Source organism: Bacillus sp. SRB3LM (assembly GCF_015712745.1).
In the GTDB taxonomy this organism is placed as follows: domain Bacteria; phylum Bacillota; class Bacilli; order Bacillales; family Bacillaceae_G; genus Bacillus_A; species Bacillus_A thuringiensis_K.
In genome coordinates this window covers 43,834-59,344 of the sequence record NZ_VWVQ01000067.1, presented here as the reverse complement: position 1 = coordinate 59,344, position 15,511 = coordinate 43,834, and the positions used below count along the sequence as shown (strand labels likewise).

Below are 15,511 nucleotides of genomic sequence, written 5' to 3'. Positions count from 1 at the left end.
TATATTTCCTACTACTATACAATTATTATAAGATAGTTATGCGTTAATTTTAGTTTGAAATAATTATGTTGTCAGTTTTTTTAGAAATCTTACAAGCGTGTAAGGTAAATGAAAGATGAATCAATATGAGCTGTAAGGTAATTCATTTACACTTTATAGTGAGTAGTGGAAATGAAGGGAGAATATACATGGAAATTTTACAGGCTAAAAGTATTAGTAAAGTATATAAAGGGAAAGTACCTTATAAAGCATTAGTAGATATTGATTTATCAATTCAAGAAGGTGAATTTGTAGGAATTATGGGTCCATCAGGTAGTGGGAAAACAACGTTATTAAATATGGTATCTACTATTGATTCTCCATCATCGGGAGAAATATTTATTAATGGCACAAATCCTTTTCAATTATCATCAGAAGAATTAGCGTTATTCCGCAGAAAACAATTAGGATTTGTTTTTCAATCATTTAATCTTCTTAGCACACTTACTGTAAAAGAAAACATCGTATTGCCGATGACTTTAGATGGTGTTTCCGTGCAAGAAATGAACAAGCGATTGGAAGAGATTGCAGAGAAGTTAAATATTACAGATATATTGAATAAAAGAACGTTTGAAATATCAGGGGGACAAGCTCAAAGAACAGCAATCGCTCGTGCGATCGTTCATAAGCCGCAATTGTTACTTGCAGATGAACCAACAGGGAATTTAGACTCTAAATCTTCAAATGATGTAATGGAGATGCTTGATACTCTAAATAAAGAAGAAAAAGCAACGATGATGTTAGTTACACATGATCCGTATGCAGCGAGCTTTTGCAGCCGAGTAATCTTTATTAAAGATGGTCAACTATATAACGAAATTTATTGTGGTGAAAGTAGGCAAACTTTTTATCAAAAGATTATGGATGTCCTTTCTTTGTTAGGAGGGAAAAGGCATGACTTTTCGTCAGTTCGCATTTAATAATATTTTTCGTAATAAGCGTACATATGCTGCCCATTTTTTAAGTAGTGCATTTTCTATTATGATTTTCTTTACGTATGCTCTTTTATTATTTCATCCTGATTTACAAGGTGAGTTGAAATCGACAAGTGCAACAATAAGTGCATTTGGTACATTGGGATTTTCAGTTTCGCAAGGATTGATTTTTGTATTTTCATTTTTCTTCATTTTATATTCAGTTAGTTCGTTTTTAAAAACGCGTAAGAAAGAATTTGGCGTTTTATTGATGCAAGGTATGTCAATGAGACAGCTTAAGAAATTATTATTAATTGAAAATATGTTGATTGGACTTGGTTCAATTTGTATAGGGATTTTCATTGGACTCATATTTTCTAAACTAGTCTTATTGATAAGTGCAAGTGTATTAATGATTAATAATGGTTTACCTTTTTATATACCAGTGCGGGCTGTATTATTAACAGTTATCACATTTCTTTTCTTGTTTTTAATTGTTTCATTATTTACATTTAAAATGATAAAAGTAACGGAACTTGTGGAACTTATTCGAGCAGAGGAAAAGCCAAAACCTGAACCGAAATCTTCAGTTTTATTATCGCTACTTTCTTTAATTAGTATAGGGTATGGATATTTTTCAGTATTTCGCTTCATACCAAGTACCAATTTTATTACGCTTGGAATAGGTGTGCTCCTAGTAATTATAGGAACGTACTTTTTATATACACAGTGTAGCGTGTATATATTGCGCCTTGCTAAAAGGAGGGACTCTTTCTTTTTAAAGAGAACAAATATATTAACATTTTCTGAATTAATTTACCGTATGAAAGATAATGCAACGATGTTTTTTATAGTATCTATTGTTTCAGCAGTTGCATTTACAGCAATTGGTACAACAGCCGCAATTGGAAATAGGGATTTGGTAAGGATGACAAATCCCTATACATTTTTGTATGGAAGTCTTGAAAATGACAAAGTATTGAATAAAAATCTTTCTATTATAAAAAAGCACCTTTCTGATGCTAATATTCCGTATCGAATGGCTTCATCTTCATATATATACACAGAAAATGGCGTAAATGTAATGAAGTTAAGTGAATACAACGATCTTGCTAAAGCACTAGGTTATCAACAAGAAACAATTGAAAAAGAAGATGAAATTTTATTAATTCCTGGAGTCGTATCACAAAAACAAGAATTTAAAAATGGCGAGTATAAAAAGAATATAGAAGTCATTCAAGGTGACTGGACAAAGACATTTCATGTGAAAAAAGCTGTAGAAAATTTAGTTTTACCACACGATTCTAGAACTATTTATATCGCTGTTCAAGATCAGGTATATGATGGAATGCCTCTTACTAGTGACCCAGTTAATAAAGAAATTCCATATCGTACTTACGGATTTGTTGTAGATGATTGGATAAAAACGAAAGAGATTTCCAATCAATTAAAGAGTATATTCGATAAAGATCTTAGGGACAGAGATTTCTACTTTGAAGCTTTAACATTAAACTTGTTGGAAGCAAAGCAAAAGAATGGTTTATTACTTATGGTAAGTATTTTAGTCGGAATCGTCTTCTTTACATTCGCTGCTAGTTTTATTTATTTCCGATTATATACAGATTTGGATCGCGATCAGCAGCAATATAAAATGATTTCGAAAATGGGATTAAGTAAAGGTGAGTTAAAAAAAGTTGTAACGAGACAGTTATTATTAATGTTCTTTTTACCAATTGTCGTTGCAGTGATTCATACTGTAGTCGCTTATATAGCATTACAGCAATTAGTCGATTTTTCTATCATAAATAGCTCTATCGTTATTTTAATTTCATTTATATGTATACAAGTTTTATATTTCTTTATAACCCGTTGGCGTTATCTGCAAAAGCTTTATAAGGTTATGGAGCAATAGAATTTATTAGTTTGTAAGACTACAATAAAGTATGTAGAAAAATGAACTGTATGATGAAAGGAAACGAGATGAAAAGAACTTTAACTATTTTTATGTTAACGATACTACTATTAATAAGTTTTAGTGCATGTTCTAAAAAGGAGAATCCATTTCCTGCAAACGGTGTATTAATTATTGGAGATGAAAATAATATTTCACCAATTATTAATCGTTATCAGGAAATTACGAAAGAAAATGAAGTATTTTCTGTGAAAAAAGGGGAAGTTGGAAATGGAAATGTCTTAATTTTAAATGAATCTACAGCACAAGCATTGATTAAAGAAAAACTTTTTCGAAAACAAGATAATGGCTCCAATTATATTATAGATACGTTACCGAAATTCCCAAAAGAAGGAGCACTATTATTTACAAGTGAAGCCGATAAGACTATGAAAAGTATTAAAATAGGAGGGGAAGAGATTCCTGTTACATACAATAGTGATGCTTGGATAGGCAACAATCGTAAATATTCAACGGAATGGTATATGATTATAGCAAAAAATAGTGTGTATAAAGAAATAAAGGCAAATGAAATGAAAATGCATCTTCTTCATTTGAAAAAATCTCTAGGTGACGAAAAACCTAAAATGTCAACAGATAATACATTGATTAATGAAAATGTCAAAGTAAAAAAGTTAATTAAAGGTTTGGAAGGAGAAGTATCTTTTCAATTCGTAACGATTGGCGAAAAACCTTAAAAAAGAGTTCGAAGTTGATAAAAATTTCATCAGTTTCGAACTCTTTTTAGTTTATAGACAAATCAATTATTATGCTTTACATTACTTCATTTAATCGAGTTTCGTTTGTTTCCTCAATCCCATTTGAATTTTGAACTGAATTATTTTGGGCTTCTTTTTCTTTACGAGCCTTTTGTAGCATTTCAAGGATGATCCATAAAGGAACACCTTTATCCTTTAACATCTTCCATAAATCTAATTCATTAAATTTATGCTCAGGCTGTTTCATTTCTTTTTCAGATGAACGAATATCAAACTTGATAGGATCATTTACTTTCTTACTTTCAAGTTTACTAGAAGGGATAATATTATGCTCAAGAGTAGATGGAGTTATTTTAGTAGGTTGAGATAATGTATGAATATTTGATCCGATTTGCATGCTTTTTCCTCCTTTTCAAGCAATGAGATTAGTTTTCTTATGATTTTTAAATCTTTTTAACATGAGGAAACTATATCTAATTATAAATCCTAATAAATAGATTTACAAGTTATATTGTAAAAAGTAAATATTTACTTGAATTAATATTTATCAACATTTGTATATGTTTTCTATATATACAACGTATATAAAATACTTTACATTATGTTTAAGTTGTTAAATTATTCTGTTAATTTTTTTAAAAGAAAAATGTAAACGTTTTATTAGGGGGAGAAAGTATGGGGAAGTTATTTTTAAAAATATGTTTTTTTGCATTAGTGACCGTATGTTCATTCGCAGCGAAAATATCATACGCTGAAGAGAGGCAGCAAAATAATTATCCTATCATATTGGTGAATGGATTTGCTGGATGGGGTAGAGAAGAAATGCTTGGCGTAAAATATTGGGGTGGTGTTTATGATATACAGGAAGATTTGAAACGAAATGGTTATACGGTACATACCGCAGCTGTTGGACCTGTTTCTAGTAACTGGGATCGTGCATGTGAATTGTATGCACAAATTAGCGGTGGGACAGTAGACTATGGTGCAGTACATGCTGAGAAACATGGACATAATCGTTTTGGCAGAACTTATAGTGGTTTTGCGCCGAATTGGAGTGAAACAAATAAAGTTCATTTAGTTGGACATAGCATGGGTGGACAAACGATTAGAACATTAGTACAGCTATTAAAAGAAGGGAGTTTTGAAGAAAAGAATTATGTGAAAAACGACCCAGACACCAAAATATCACCACTATTTGAAGGCGGAAAATCATATGTTCATAGTGTTACAACATTAGCAACCCCTCACAACGGTACAACACTTGCGGATGGTAGTCTTCTACTGCCGTTTGTTAAAGATTTACTCATTACAGCTGCAAGCTTTGGGGGAAACAATAATTTATCATTATATGATTTTAAATTGGATCAATGGGGTATAAAGAAGAATGCTGGAGAGTCCTTTTTCCAATATAGTAATCGTATTCTAAATAGTTCACTTTGGAAAAATACAAAAGATATAAGTCAATGGGATTTAAGTACAGATGGTGCAAAGGAGTTAAATAATTGGGTAAAGACGCAACCAGATGTGTATTATTTATCCTATAGTGGACATGCATCACAAGCAGCACCTATAACAGGTTTACATTTGCCTCATATAACGATGAATAAAGTGTTAATGGGAAATGCATTTTTCTTAGGTTCTTATGCGAGATATGAAGAAAACCGTCCGCTAGTTGATACTTCTTGGTGGCAAAATGATGGTGTAGTAAATACAAATTCTATGATTGCACCATCTTCTAATGTTACTGTAAATAATAATGAGTCATTACAGATTGGAAAATGGAATCATATCGAAACGAAAGCGAATTGGGACCATCTCGACATGGTAGGGTTAAGTGTTTCAGACTCGATAGGTTTTTCTAGCATTCAAGAGTTTTATAGAACAATTGCTGAAAAGCTATCACGTTTACCGAAATAGGTAATAATAAAGCGCTCTCGATGGAATTCGAGAGCGCTTTATATTATATTGAAAGAGGGATTTGGTAGAAAAATATGGGGGGATATTATGAAAATTCAAGTTGTATTATCAGGATACGGAACAGTAGGCAGAGAGTTTATAAAATTATTAAATGAAAAATATTCATATATATATGAAACATATGGGATTCAATTAGTTATAAGTGGCGTATTAGGGAGAAATATTGCAATACATAATGAAGACGGCTTATCACTTCATCATTTATTAATGTATGGTGGCGGTACCGCTGCAATTGAAAAATATTTAGAGTATCATCCGAAGGAACGTGCAACAACTAGCATAAGTGGTACTGTATTGGTAGAATCAACAGTTACAAATCTTAAAGATGGAAATCCAGGGAAACAATATATGAAACAAGCGATTGAGAAACAGATGGATATAGTAGCAATTTCTAAAGGTGCGCTCGTTACAAACTGGAGAGAAATAAATGAAGCAGCAAGAGGCGCAAATGTACGAATTCGATATAGCGGTGCAACAGCCGCTGCACTACCGACACTAGATATCGGACAATTTAGTTTAGCTGGTTGTAGTATTGAAAAAATAGAAGGAATATTAAATGGAACAACTAATTATATTCTTACGAAAATGTATGAGGAAGATATGACATTTGAAGAAGCACTGAAAGAAGCACAAAATAAAGGAATTGCTGAGACAAACCCTATATTAGATATAAGTGGTTCAGATAGTGCGTGTAAATTGTTACTTTTGACAAACCGCTTAATGGAAACAGATAAAACACTTACTGATATACATATAAAAGGAATCGAGCACGTTACAAAACAGCAAATTCGAAATGCTAAGGAACAACATAAAATTATTAAATTAATAGCATCAACATATAAGGATGAGGGTGGCAATATCAATTTAAATGTTGAACCGTGCGAAATAGAAAAAAAACATCCGTTAGCAAAAGTAAATGGAACTGAAAAAGGAATTACGTTCTTTACAGATACGATGGGACAAGTTACTACAATTGGTGGGGCTTCTAATCCAAGAGGCGCTGCAGCTGCAGCTTTAAAAGATGTAATTAACTTATATCGAAAAGATTTGTAAGACCGTACCGCCCTTTATAAAAAATACATATGTCGTGGACCTTTTGAGAATGAAATAAATATGCAAAAATGATTGCAGGGGGGAAGAAATTGTTTAAGGATTTTAAAGTTGTTAAAGATCGTCCCGTTTATATTCAATTGAAAGATTATTTGAAGAAGATGATTATGAAAGGGCATTTGCTCGGGGATCAAAAAATTCCATCAACAAGAGAACTAAGTGAATTACTAAGCGTGAGTAGAAACACTGTACTCGCTGCTTATGCAGATTTAGAGCAAGAAGGACTCATTTATGCAGTTAAAGGAAAAGGGAACTTTGTTGCGAAGGTGGATATATCTAACACTTCGTCTGTTGAAATAGATTGGAAAAATAAACTTAATACAGTGACCGCATTAGCGGATGAATTAGATTTAATGAAACATGGTGTTCGTTGGGAAAAAGGAATGATTGTTTTTAATAGTATAGCCCCGGATGAGAAGCTATTTGATGTTGAAAATTTCAAAAGAGCTTTTCTTACTCGTATGTCCATTGAAGGGGACATCGTATTGAACTACGGATATGCAAAGGGATATAGACCGTTAATGAATTATTTACTTCATTACATGGAAATGAAAGGTGTAGACATTTCCAATAAAGATATTCTAATTACAAATGGATTTACAGAAGGATTGGATATTGTACTTTCTTCTTTATCAAAAAAATCCGGGCGTGTCATTTGTGAGAATCCAACTCACCACGCTGCACTTAAGCTTTTCCGCTTACATGGACTTGAAGTTCATGGGATTGATATGGATGAGGATGGTATTGATACGAATGAAGTTGAAAAAAGCTTGCGTGAAAAAGATTTTGATTTTGCTTATTTAATTCCTTCTTATCATAATCCAACCGGTATTGTTACGAGTTCAGAGAAAAGAACGGAATTGATGAGGTTATTCTCAAAATACAACGTTCCTATTATAGAGGACGGATTTAATGAAGAACTACGTTATTCAGGTTCACATTTAGCTCCATTATTAACTTTTGCTGGAGCTGGCAATAATGTGATTTATATTAGTAGCTTTTCAAAGGTACTTTTCCCTGGTTTACGTGTAGGCTGGATTATTGCAGATAAAGAGCTGATTCATTATTTAGAAAGCGTAAAAAGAGCAAGAACGATTCACACATCTACGCTAGATCAAGCTGTTCTGTTTCAATATTTACATGAGGGATATTTTGAAAAATATTTAAAAAAGGCAAGATCTGTTTATAAGAAAAAATATGAGTTAGCTGTCGGGACATGTAACCAGTACATTCCTTTTAAAAGAATGACTGGAGATGGTGGACTTCATTTATTTATAGAGCTAGAAGAGCATATGAACGCCCGCACACTTTTACAAAAGTGTTATGAGAAAGGCGTTACGTTTTCACCTGGAGATGTTTTTTACTCTGATGGAGAAGGAGCGAACACTTTCCGATTAGGATTTTCGCGCTTGAAAGAAGAAGAAATAGTTCGGGGAATTAAAATAATTGGTGATACATTAAAAAATGAAATTTGGAGTTGAGAAAATGAAAATCGGTGTTATTATGGGCGGGGTATCGTCTGAAAAACAAGTTTCAATTATGACGGGGAATGAAATGATTGCTCATTTAGATAAAAATAAGTATGAAATAGTTCCAATTACATTAAATGAAAAAGTGGATTTAATTGAAAAAGCGAAAGACATTGACTTTGCGTTGCTCGCGTTACACGGAAAATACGGAGAAGATGGGACAGTTCAAGGAACACTGGAGAGTTTAGGGATTCCTTATAGCGGAAGTAATATGTTATCTAGCAGTATATGTATGGATAAAAATATTTCGAAAAAGATTTTACGTTATGAAGGTGTAGAAACACCAGATTGGATTGAACTTACAAAAATGGAGGATCTAAATCTTGATGAGTTAGATAAGTTAGGATTTCCATTAGTAGTAAAACCAAACTCTGGCGGATCGAGTGTCGGAGTGAAAATCGTTTATAATAAAAATGAATTGATCTCAATGCTAGAAACTGTATTCGAATGGGATTCTGAAGTAGTAATTGAGAAGTATATAAAAGGTGATGAAATTACATGTTCAATTCTGGATGGAAAACAGTTACCTATAGTTTCAATTCGACATGCAGCCGAGTTCTTTGACTACAATGCAAAATATGATGATACTAGTACAGTTGAGGAAGTTATTGAACTTCCAGCAGAAATTAATGAACGTGTAAATAAAGCGTCACTTGCTTGTTATAAAGCATTAAAATGTAGTGTTTATGCAAGAGTTGATATGATGGTGAAGGACGGAATTCCATATGTAATGGAAATTAATACATTACCAGGGATGACACAATCAAGTTTATTGCCAAAAAGTGCAGAAGCAGCGGGAATTAGTTATAGCAAACTATTAGATATGATTATTGAAACATCATTAAAAGTTAGAAAAGAAGAAGGGTTTTAAGGGAATCATATAACGAATTCTTTTGATAGTTTCACGAAGTATGCTATGATGAATACATTATAAAAACAAAATATTTATCCACTAGGGGGGCCTTTTATAGGCTGAGATCAAATGTGATTTTGAGACTCTTAGTACCTGATCTGGTTAATGCTAGCGTAGGGAAGTGGGAAAGACGTTGCTATTTAATGAGTAAATAAATACTGTCAATTTCACTTTCTTTACGCCTGTAAAGAAAGTTTTTTTATTTTACAGCTTTAATAATTGTGGATAAATACTTATATTTTATACATTATTGGAGGGATTTAAATGACTTTTTCACAATCATTACGTAAAGAAGTAGATTCAATTTGGGAAGCGAGTTTTAACCATCCCTTTGTAAAAAAACTTGGTGAAGGAACGTTAGATTTAGCTAGTTTTCGCTATTATGTGCTTCAAGATTCATATTATTTGAGTCATTTTGCTAGAGTGCAAACTTTAGGAGCTGCAAAAGCTCTTGAATTAGAGACGACAGCTCGTATGGCACACCATGCTCAAAATACATATGAGGCCGAGTTATCTTTACATGAGAATTTTGCTAAAAAGCTAGGGATAACAAAAGAAGAAAAAGATAATTTTATTCCTGCGCCAACTGCATATGCGTATACTTCACATATGTATCGTGCTGCCTATGAAGGACATTTAGGAGATATCATTGCAGCAATTTTACCTTGTTATTGGTTGTATTATGAAATTGGCGAACGCTTAAAAGAGTGTCAGCCGGAAGAGCCAATTTATAACGAATGGATTTCTGCTTATGGATCTGATTGGTTCCGTACGCTAGTTGAAGAACAAATTACACGTTTAGATACTATCGCTGAAAAAGTAACAGAGGCAGACCGCAAGCGTATGAAACAGCATTTTATTATTAGCAGTCAATATGAATATTCATTTTGGGAAATGGCTTATACATTAGAAAAGTGGCCAGTGGATACAGACGTAAAAGACGTAATTGGATAAAGAATAGAAGTAATGTTATAGATAGGTAGGGATCATACCTATCTATATATTTTTTCTTGTTAAATTTGCATAAAGTCATTAGTGCTACGGATATGGCGAAATAGAATATCGATAAGTTAGCTCATTTAATTGTCTACGAATTAACTGGATAAAATTCTGTCACACTTATTTTACAATCAAAGAACGTAAAGATTGGTGGTATGAAGTTAAATAAGAAAAGAAACCGGCTCTGTTAATTGTAACGGATTTACTTTTTCTTTACGGGAATTTCTAAATCATCATGGAATGCTGTTCATACAATATGCAAATATGCATATTGTATCTTTTTGAGTTCTTTATGTGTTAAAATTAAATATAGGGATATGTAAATATAAAGAAGCAAAAGCAGGAATATCCAATGAATTTTGAGAGGTGTTATATGTTTACAAATAAGAAATTAATTCGATTTGGTTTATCTTTGTTTGTGTTTTTAGGGATAATTAATTTTACAATAAGCTATTTCCAAACATATCTTGAAACAGCAGCAGATATCAAATGGGTAATTCCAGAAATTTGGAAAACTATTTTGCTAGATGTTCCTCAAGGTATACTTGTCCTTTTAGGCGCAATTGCTTTATATGATTTCACAAAAGAGGCATCACAAAAAGACGCATCAATCTAAGTGTGTCTTTTTTGATTAGCAATTTCATAGAGAGCTTTGCTGGAGAAATAGAAAAAAAAGCCCTAATTAGGGCTTTTTTTTGTAGAAATTTCTTAACCATCATAGAAACCGGTTACTAGGAGGTGTTGGCATTTATAGTACAGAAAAATCTAAGCGGCAGACGGAAATATATAGGAAATGGCACCATAATTATTGAGAAATTAATTGAACTTAGTAAGTATAAAGATATGAAACTAGAATTTATATTTTTTAATTTTTATTTATCCCACCAATCGGGCTGTCCGTAAAAGCCCGATTGGTGAGGACTAATTAAAGTTTCACTTTATCAATTAAAAAACATTAGTTTTATATATGTACGTGCCAACAAAGAATATAGCCATTATTAATGGATATATTCAATCATTCAAGTGAAAGAGTAACAATAAGATATATAGGTGTAATCAAGATGTGATGGATAAAGCAATGACTAGATTTAAAATCTAATCATTGCTTTTTTTATGGTTTTACTATCAAATATCTGTCTAGATTAGCGATTGATTTCTTCTAGCTAATGAATTTATTACAACTTTGTAAGGTTAATGTAATGTTAATCGATAGTAAATGAAGATGCTTGAGTGTAATTGTTAGTAACGGTGGTAAAATCCTTTATAACAACGGTTCCAAATTCCCCAAAAATAACGGACAATGGTTTCAAAACGACAATGATGGAGTGGAGAAGCTATGGTCAAGATTGGGGAATTTTTTATGATCAGAGAATTGGGTTCTGGTGCAAAGAAAGGATATGTTCCCAAGAAAGAATGAGGATTCCTACTGGGATCATTCTTTACGCTGTTAATCCAAATAATTGATGAATAAATTCTTTTTGATTTTGAACAGACTGATTCCGTAAATCAACCTGTTCTTTTTTTATCATATGCATGGCTTCTACTCCTGCAAGAATACATGTCGCTGTGGCAAAAGATTTAAATCCTAACATAGAGCGTACACGTTTTTTAATGAACCGGTGGTCTTGCTCCACTACGTTATTTAGATATTTTATCTGTCGAATTTGAGTGCCTAACGGCACTTTTTTCTCTTTTTTTAATTTGGTGATGGCAACTGGATAAGCAGGATTTTTATCAATTGTGATGGTACGAGGTTTTGAGACATGAAAAGACTGCAAAGCTTTCTTAAAGAATCGCTTTGCAGCCTTATGATTTCTAGTTTTGCTGAGATAGAAGTCAATCGTATTTCCCTTAGAATCAACCGCACGGTATAAATACATCCATTGCCCTTTTATTTTTATATATGTTTCATCCACTCGCCATGAATCATTTGTTTGTTTCAGATGACGTCGAATACGTTTATCCAGTTCCGGTCCGTATTGATAAACCCAACGCATAATCGTTGTATGAGACAAAGATAACCCTCGTTCCTTCATCATTTCTACCAAATCACGAAAACTTAAGTTGTACCGCAGGTACCAACGTACTGTTAATAAAATAATATCTGGTTGATAATGTTTCCACTTAAATAAATTTTCTGGGCCCATACTGATCACACACCTTTTTGAAGTAGTAGTAGTACCAGTATAGCCAAATTTAAAAAACACATTTCAAACATTTTGTTTTTTTTGCACCAGAACCATTTCTCTTATCATATGGTGTATAGAACCAAAATATATTTTGGTGTAAGTAAGAATGAAAACGTTAAAGAAAAGGAGGAGAATTTATGTCACAACCCAATATGCCGAATATTACCCCCAATATATCATTAACAAGAGATGATGTAGTCAATTTATTATTGGCTTCTATTGCCATGGAAGAAATGGGTTTATCCCATATTATTAACGCAGAAGGAGAAAAAATTCAATTTGCTTTAGGAACGTTACCAGGCCAAACAGGTCCGGCAGGTACCTTACAAGATATTTTAGCCGTAAATGAAAGTACGCAAAGCATGATGGAGACCCTTTTCAAAAAAGAAATGATGCTAGAATCTAAAATGAAAGCAGCTGCGAATATTCCAACATTACAAGGACCCACGGGTCCGACTGGTCCTACTGGTGCAGCCGGTGACGTTTTAAGTATAAATGGTGTTACAGCAGGACCTACCGGAAATGTTGTGTTAACAGCCAGTCAAGTAGGTGCTTTCCCTTATACAGCAGTTCCTTCCAATACAGATTTGAATACGTTGACAACACCAGGTGTCTATAGTTCCAATGGGGCAGCTGGTCCACCAGTTAATGCCCCTAATACCAATTCAATCTGGACTGTATATGTATCTGCGATTACACCAGGAGTGGGAAGTCCTTCTATTCTACAATTATTTATTTCAAATCCATCTATTTATGTACGAAGCCAGACAAATGGCACATGGAATCCATGGCAACAAATTGGGGCAACAGGACCTACTGGAGATACAGGGCCTACTGGAGATACAGGGCCTACCGGTGATACAGGACCTACTGGAGATACAGGGCCTACTGGAGATACAGGGCCTACTGGAGATACAGGGCCTACTGGAGATACAGGACCTACTGGAGATGCGGGACCTACTGGAGATACGGGACCTACTGGAGATACAGGACCTACTGGAGATGCGGGACCTACTGGAGATACGGGACCTACTGGAGATACAGGACCTACTGGAGATGCGGGACCTACTGGAGATGCGGGACCTACTGGAGATACGGGACCTACTGGAGATACGGGACCTACTGGAGATACGGGCCCTACTGGAGATACAGGACCTACTGGAGATACGGGTCCTACTGGAGATACGGGTCCTACTGGAGATACGGGTCCTACTGGAGATACGGGTCCTACTGGAGATACGGGTCCTACTGGAGATACGGGTCCTACTGGAAATACGGGTCCTACTGGAAATACGGGTCCTACTGGAAATACGGGTCCTACTGGAATATTAGGACCTATTAATATGATGTTAACACGAAATACAAATTTAAATAATGTAACTTCAAATACCAATTTACCATTAGATACTATATTGGTAAATAATGGAGGTAGTTTCATTACATTTAATGCAGGATCTGGTAATGTTACTCTATTAAATGGTTTTGTATATGAAATTTCGTATAGTTTTAGTGTTAGACCAACTAATCCGCCTGCAAATCTTTCAATATGTTTACGATTAGATACAGGTAGTGGTCCAATTAATATTCCTGGTTCTGGAGCCACTTGGGATGCAGTCAATAATATTATAAATAGCAGTGGAACAATACTTGTTGATTTAACAGGGGCAAACAATCCTGGAACTATAACGATGTTTAATCTATCAGGAACTAACAACTTTGTATTTTTCTCAAGTACAGTTGCTTATAAAATGAGTATCATAAAAATTTCTTAATTTAGATTATCATAAAAAATATATAATTTTATTTCTTGTATAATTTTTCTAAACCATTTAGACTATAAACAGTTCAATTAATATATAAACCTTCTTATTAATTAGAACGCATTAAAAAAAGTTCTGGTGCAAAGAAAGGATATATTCCAAAGAATGATGGGGATTCCTACCGGAATCGTTATTTAGCCTGTTAATCCAAATAATTGATGAATGAATTGTTTTTGATTTTGAACAGATTGATCCCGTAAATCAACCTGTTCTTTTTTATCATATGCATGGCTTCTACTCCTGCAAGAATGCATGTAGCTGTGCCAAAAGATTTAAATCCTAACATAGAGCGTACACGTTTTTTAATGAACCGATGGTCTTGCTCCACTACATTATTTAGGGTTCTGGTGCAAAGAAAGGATATGTTCCCAAGAAAGAATAAGGATTCCTACTGGGATCATTCTTTACGCTGTTAATCCAAATAATTGATGAATAAATTCTTTTTGATTTTGAACAGACTGATTCCGTAAATCAACCTGTTCTTTTTTTATCATATGCATGGCTTCTACTCCTGCAAGAATACATGTCGCTGTGGCAAAAGATTTAAATCCTAACATAGAGCGTACACGTTTTTTAATGAACCGGTGGTCTTGCTCCACTACGTTATTTAGATATTTTATCTGTCGAATTTGAGTGCCTAACGGCACTTTTTTCTCTTTTTTTAATTTGGTGATGGCAACTGGATAAGCAGGATTTTTATCAATTGTGATGGTACGAGGTTTTGAGACATGAAAAGACTGCAAAGCTTTCTTAAAGAATCGCTTTGCAGCCTTATGATTTCTAGTTTTGCTGAGATAGAAGTCAATCGTATTTCCCTTAGAATCAACCGCACGGTATAAATACATCCATTGCCCTTTTATTTTTATATATGTTTCATCCACTCGCCATGAATCATTTGTTTGTTTCAGATGACGTCGAATACGTTTATCCAGTTCCGGTCCGTATTGATAAACCCAACGCATAATCGTTGTATGAGACAAAGATAACCCTCGTTCCTTCATCATTTCTACCAAATCACGAAAACTTAAGTTGTACCGCAGGTACCAACGTACTGTTAATAAAATAATATCTGGTTGATAATGTTTCCACTTAAATAAATTTTCTGGGCCCATACTGATCACACACCTTTTTTGAAGTAGTAGTAGTACCAGTATAGCCAAATTTAAAAAACACATTTCAAACATTTTGTTTTTTTTGCACCAGAACCCAAATGACGTACCAAACATACAGTTAACTAAAAAATAATTAATCCAGCAAACATACTAAAATAAATTCTAATAAATATCTGTTTAATATCTATTAAATTTTTATTGAATATTTATTTGCAATAAAAATCCGAACTACCAACCTA

General features: G+C 33.5%; 13 protein-coding genes, 2 pseudogenes and 1 riboswitch. Of the genes and pseudogenes, 11 read left to right on the top strand and 4 right to left on the bottom strand.

All coding sequences use genetic code 11. The annotated features are described in order from the left end of the window. Positions 1–188 precede the first annotated feature (188 nt). Genes F3I02_RS20115 through F3I02_RS20105 form a run of 3 tightly spaced genes read left to right on the top strand, consistent with a single transcriptional unit; the run spans position 189 to position 3,602 of the window. Positions 189–959 (top strand): ABC transporter ATP-binding protein, encoded by a 771-nt coding sequence (locus F3I02_RS20115; RefSeq protein ID WP_000404440.1) that lies wholly within the window; start codon positions 189–191, stop codon positions 957–959. Further along, complete coding sequence (locus F3I02_RS20110) at positions 934–2,865, top strand: ABC transporter permease (protein WP_000144157.1); 1,932 nt, start codon at positions 934–936, stop codon at positions 2,863–2,865. Before F3I02_RS20115 ends, F3I02_RS20110 begins: the two co-directional genes overlap by 26 nt. 50 nt (positions 2,866–2,915) lie before the next feature. Beyond that, positions 2,916–3,602: a lipoprotein BA_5634 family protein gene (locus F3I02_RS20105; RefSeq protein WP_000975421.1), complete on the top strand. Its 687-nt coding sequence runs from the start codon at positions 2,916–2,918 to the stop codon at positions 3,600–3,602. 76 nt (positions 3,603–3,678) lie between these two features. Here F3I02_RS20105 and F3I02_RS20100 read toward each other — a convergent pair whose 3' ends face one another. Continuing rightward, positions 3,679–4,020, bottom strand: a complete 342-nt coding sequence (locus F3I02_RS20100) for a DUF3914 domain-containing protein (RefSeq protein WP_196478323.1) — start codon at positions 4,018–4,020, stop codon at positions 3,679–3,681. Positions 4,021–4,298: 278 nt separating this feature from the next. Here F3I02_RS20100 and F3I02_RS20095 point away from each other — a divergent pair, with 278 nt between their 5' ends. The 7 genes and pseudogenes from F3I02_RS20095 to F3I02_RS20065 all read left to right on the top strand — a co-directional run. Further along, a complete protein-coding gene (locus F3I02_RS20095; RefSeq protein ID WP_000517076.1) occupies positions 4,299–5,540 on the top strand; it encodes an esterase/lipase family protein in 1,242 nt (413 codons plus the stop codon). Positions 5,541–5,627: 87 nt separating this feature from the next. Next, positions 5,628–6,653 (top strand): homoserine dehydrogenase, encoded by a 1,026-nt coding sequence (locus tag F3I02_RS20090; protein ID WP_196478322.1) that lies wholly within the window; start codon positions 5,628–5,630, stop codon positions 6,651–6,653. A gap of 89 nt (positions 6,654–6,742) precedes the next feature. Continuing rightward, a complete protein-coding gene (gene pdxR, locus F3I02_RS20085) occupies positions 6,743–8,191 on the top strand; it encodes a MocR-like pyridoxine biosynthesis transcription factor PdxR (protein ID WP_000471608.1) in 1,449 nt (482 codons plus the stop codon). A gap of 4 nt (positions 8,192–8,195) precedes the next feature. Beyond that, positions 8,196–9,110 carry a D-alanine--D-alanine ligase gene (locus F3I02_RS20080; RefSeq protein ID WP_001999863.1) on the top strand — a complete coding sequence of 305 codons (915 nt, stop codon included), beginning with the start codon at positions 8,196–8,198 and terminating at the stop codon, positions 9,108–9,110. A 73-nt stretch (positions 9,111–9,183) separates the two neighbouring features. Next, positions 9,184–9,289: riboswitch (TPP riboswitch) on the top strand. Between the two features lie 127 nt (positions 9,290–9,416). Then, positions 9,417–10,106 (top strand): thiaminase II, encoded by a 690-nt coding sequence (tenA, locus tag F3I02_RS20075; RefSeq protein WP_000144509.1) that lies wholly within the window; start codon positions 9,417–9,419, stop codon positions 10,104–10,106. A 397-nt stretch (positions 10,107–10,503) separates the two neighbouring features. Then, positions 10,504–10,767: a DUF3937 domain-containing protein gene (locus tag F3I02_RS20070; RefSeq protein ID WP_002082716.1), complete on the top strand. Its 264-nt coding sequence runs from the start codon at positions 10,504–10,506 to the stop codon at positions 10,765–10,767. 351 nt (positions 10,768–11,118) lie between these two features. Then, a pseudogene (locus tag F3I02_RS20065) lies at positions 11,119–11,250 on the top strand (site-specific integrase); the annotation flags it as partial. A 340-nt stretch (positions 11,251–11,590) separates the two neighbouring features. Here the strand turns inward: F3I02_RS20065 and F3I02_RS20060 are convergent. Continuing rightward, entirely contained in the window at positions 11,591–12,298 is a 708-nt protein-coding gene (locus F3I02_RS20060; RefSeq protein WP_196477570.1) for an IS6 family transposase, read from the bottom strand. 179 nt (positions 12,299–12,477) lie between these two features. Between F3I02_RS20060 and F3I02_RS34065 the strand changes: the two genes are divergently transcribed. Continuing rightward, positions 12,478–14,112, top strand: a complete 1,635-nt coding sequence (locus F3I02_RS34065; protein WP_230876871.1) for an alpha-helical endospore appendage domain-containing protein — start codon at positions 12,478–12,480, stop codon at positions 14,110–14,112. A gap of 182 nt (positions 14,113–14,294) precedes the next feature. Here the strand turns inward: F3I02_RS34065 and F3I02_RS20050 are convergent. Then, a pseudogene (locus tag F3I02_RS20050) lies at positions 14,295–14,500 on the bottom strand (DDE-type integrase/transposase/recombinase); the annotation flags it as partial. Between the two features lie 64 nt (positions 14,501–14,564). Further along, entirely contained in the window at positions 14,565–15,272 is a 708-nt protein-coding gene (locus F3I02_RS20045; RefSeq protein ID WP_196477570.1) for an IS6 family transposase, read from the bottom strand. Between the last annotated feature and the right edge of the window lie 239 nt (positions 15,273–15,511).

Bases quoted from the DNA above. Each gene is read 5' to 3' on its own strand.
- F3I02_RS20115 (WP_000404440.1), top strand. From the start codon at position 189: ATGGAAATTTTACAGGCTAAAAGTATTAGTAAAGTATATAAAGGGAAA.
- F3I02_RS20110 (WP_000144157.1), top strand. From the start codon at position 934: ATGACTTTTCGTCAGTTCGCATTTAATAATATTTTTCGTAATAAGCGT.
- F3I02_RS20105 (WP_000975421.1), top strand. From the start codon at position 2,916: ATGATGAAAGGAAACGAGATGAAAAGAACTTTAACTATTTTTATGTTA.
- F3I02_RS20100 (WP_196478323.1), bottom strand. From the start codon at position 4,020: ATGCAAATCGGATCAAATATTCATACATTATCTCAACCTACTAAAATA.
- F3I02_RS20095 (WP_000517076.1), top strand. From the start codon at position 4,299: ATGGGGAAGTTATTTTTAAAAATATGTTTTTTTGCATTAGTGACCGTA.
- F3I02_RS20090 (WP_196478322.1), top strand. From the start codon at position 5,628: ATGAAAATTCAAGTTGTATTATCAGGATACGGAACAGTAGGCAGAGAG.
- F3I02_RS20080 (WP_001999863.1), top strand. From the start codon at position 8,196: ATGAAAATCGGTGTTATTATGGGCGGGGTATCGTCTGAAAAACAAGTT.
- tenA (WP_000144509.1), top strand. From the start codon at position 9,417: ATGACTTTTTCACAATCATTACGTAAAGAAGTAGATTCAATTTGGGAA.
- F3I02_RS20070 (WP_002082716.1), top strand. From the start codon at position 10,504: ATGAATTTTGAGAGGTGTTATATGTTTACAAATAAGAAATTAATTCGA.
- F3I02_RS20060 (WP_196477570.1), bottom strand. From the start codon at position 12,298: ATGGGCCCAGAAAATTTATTTAAGTGGAAACATTATCAACCAGATATT.
- F3I02_RS34065 (WP_230876871.1), top strand. From the start codon at position 12,478: ATGTCACAACCCAATATGCCGAATATTACCCCCAATATATCATTAACA.
- F3I02_RS20045 (WP_196477570.1), bottom strand. From the start codon at position 15,272: ATGGGCCCAGAAAATTTATTTAAGTGGAAACATTATCAACCAGATATT.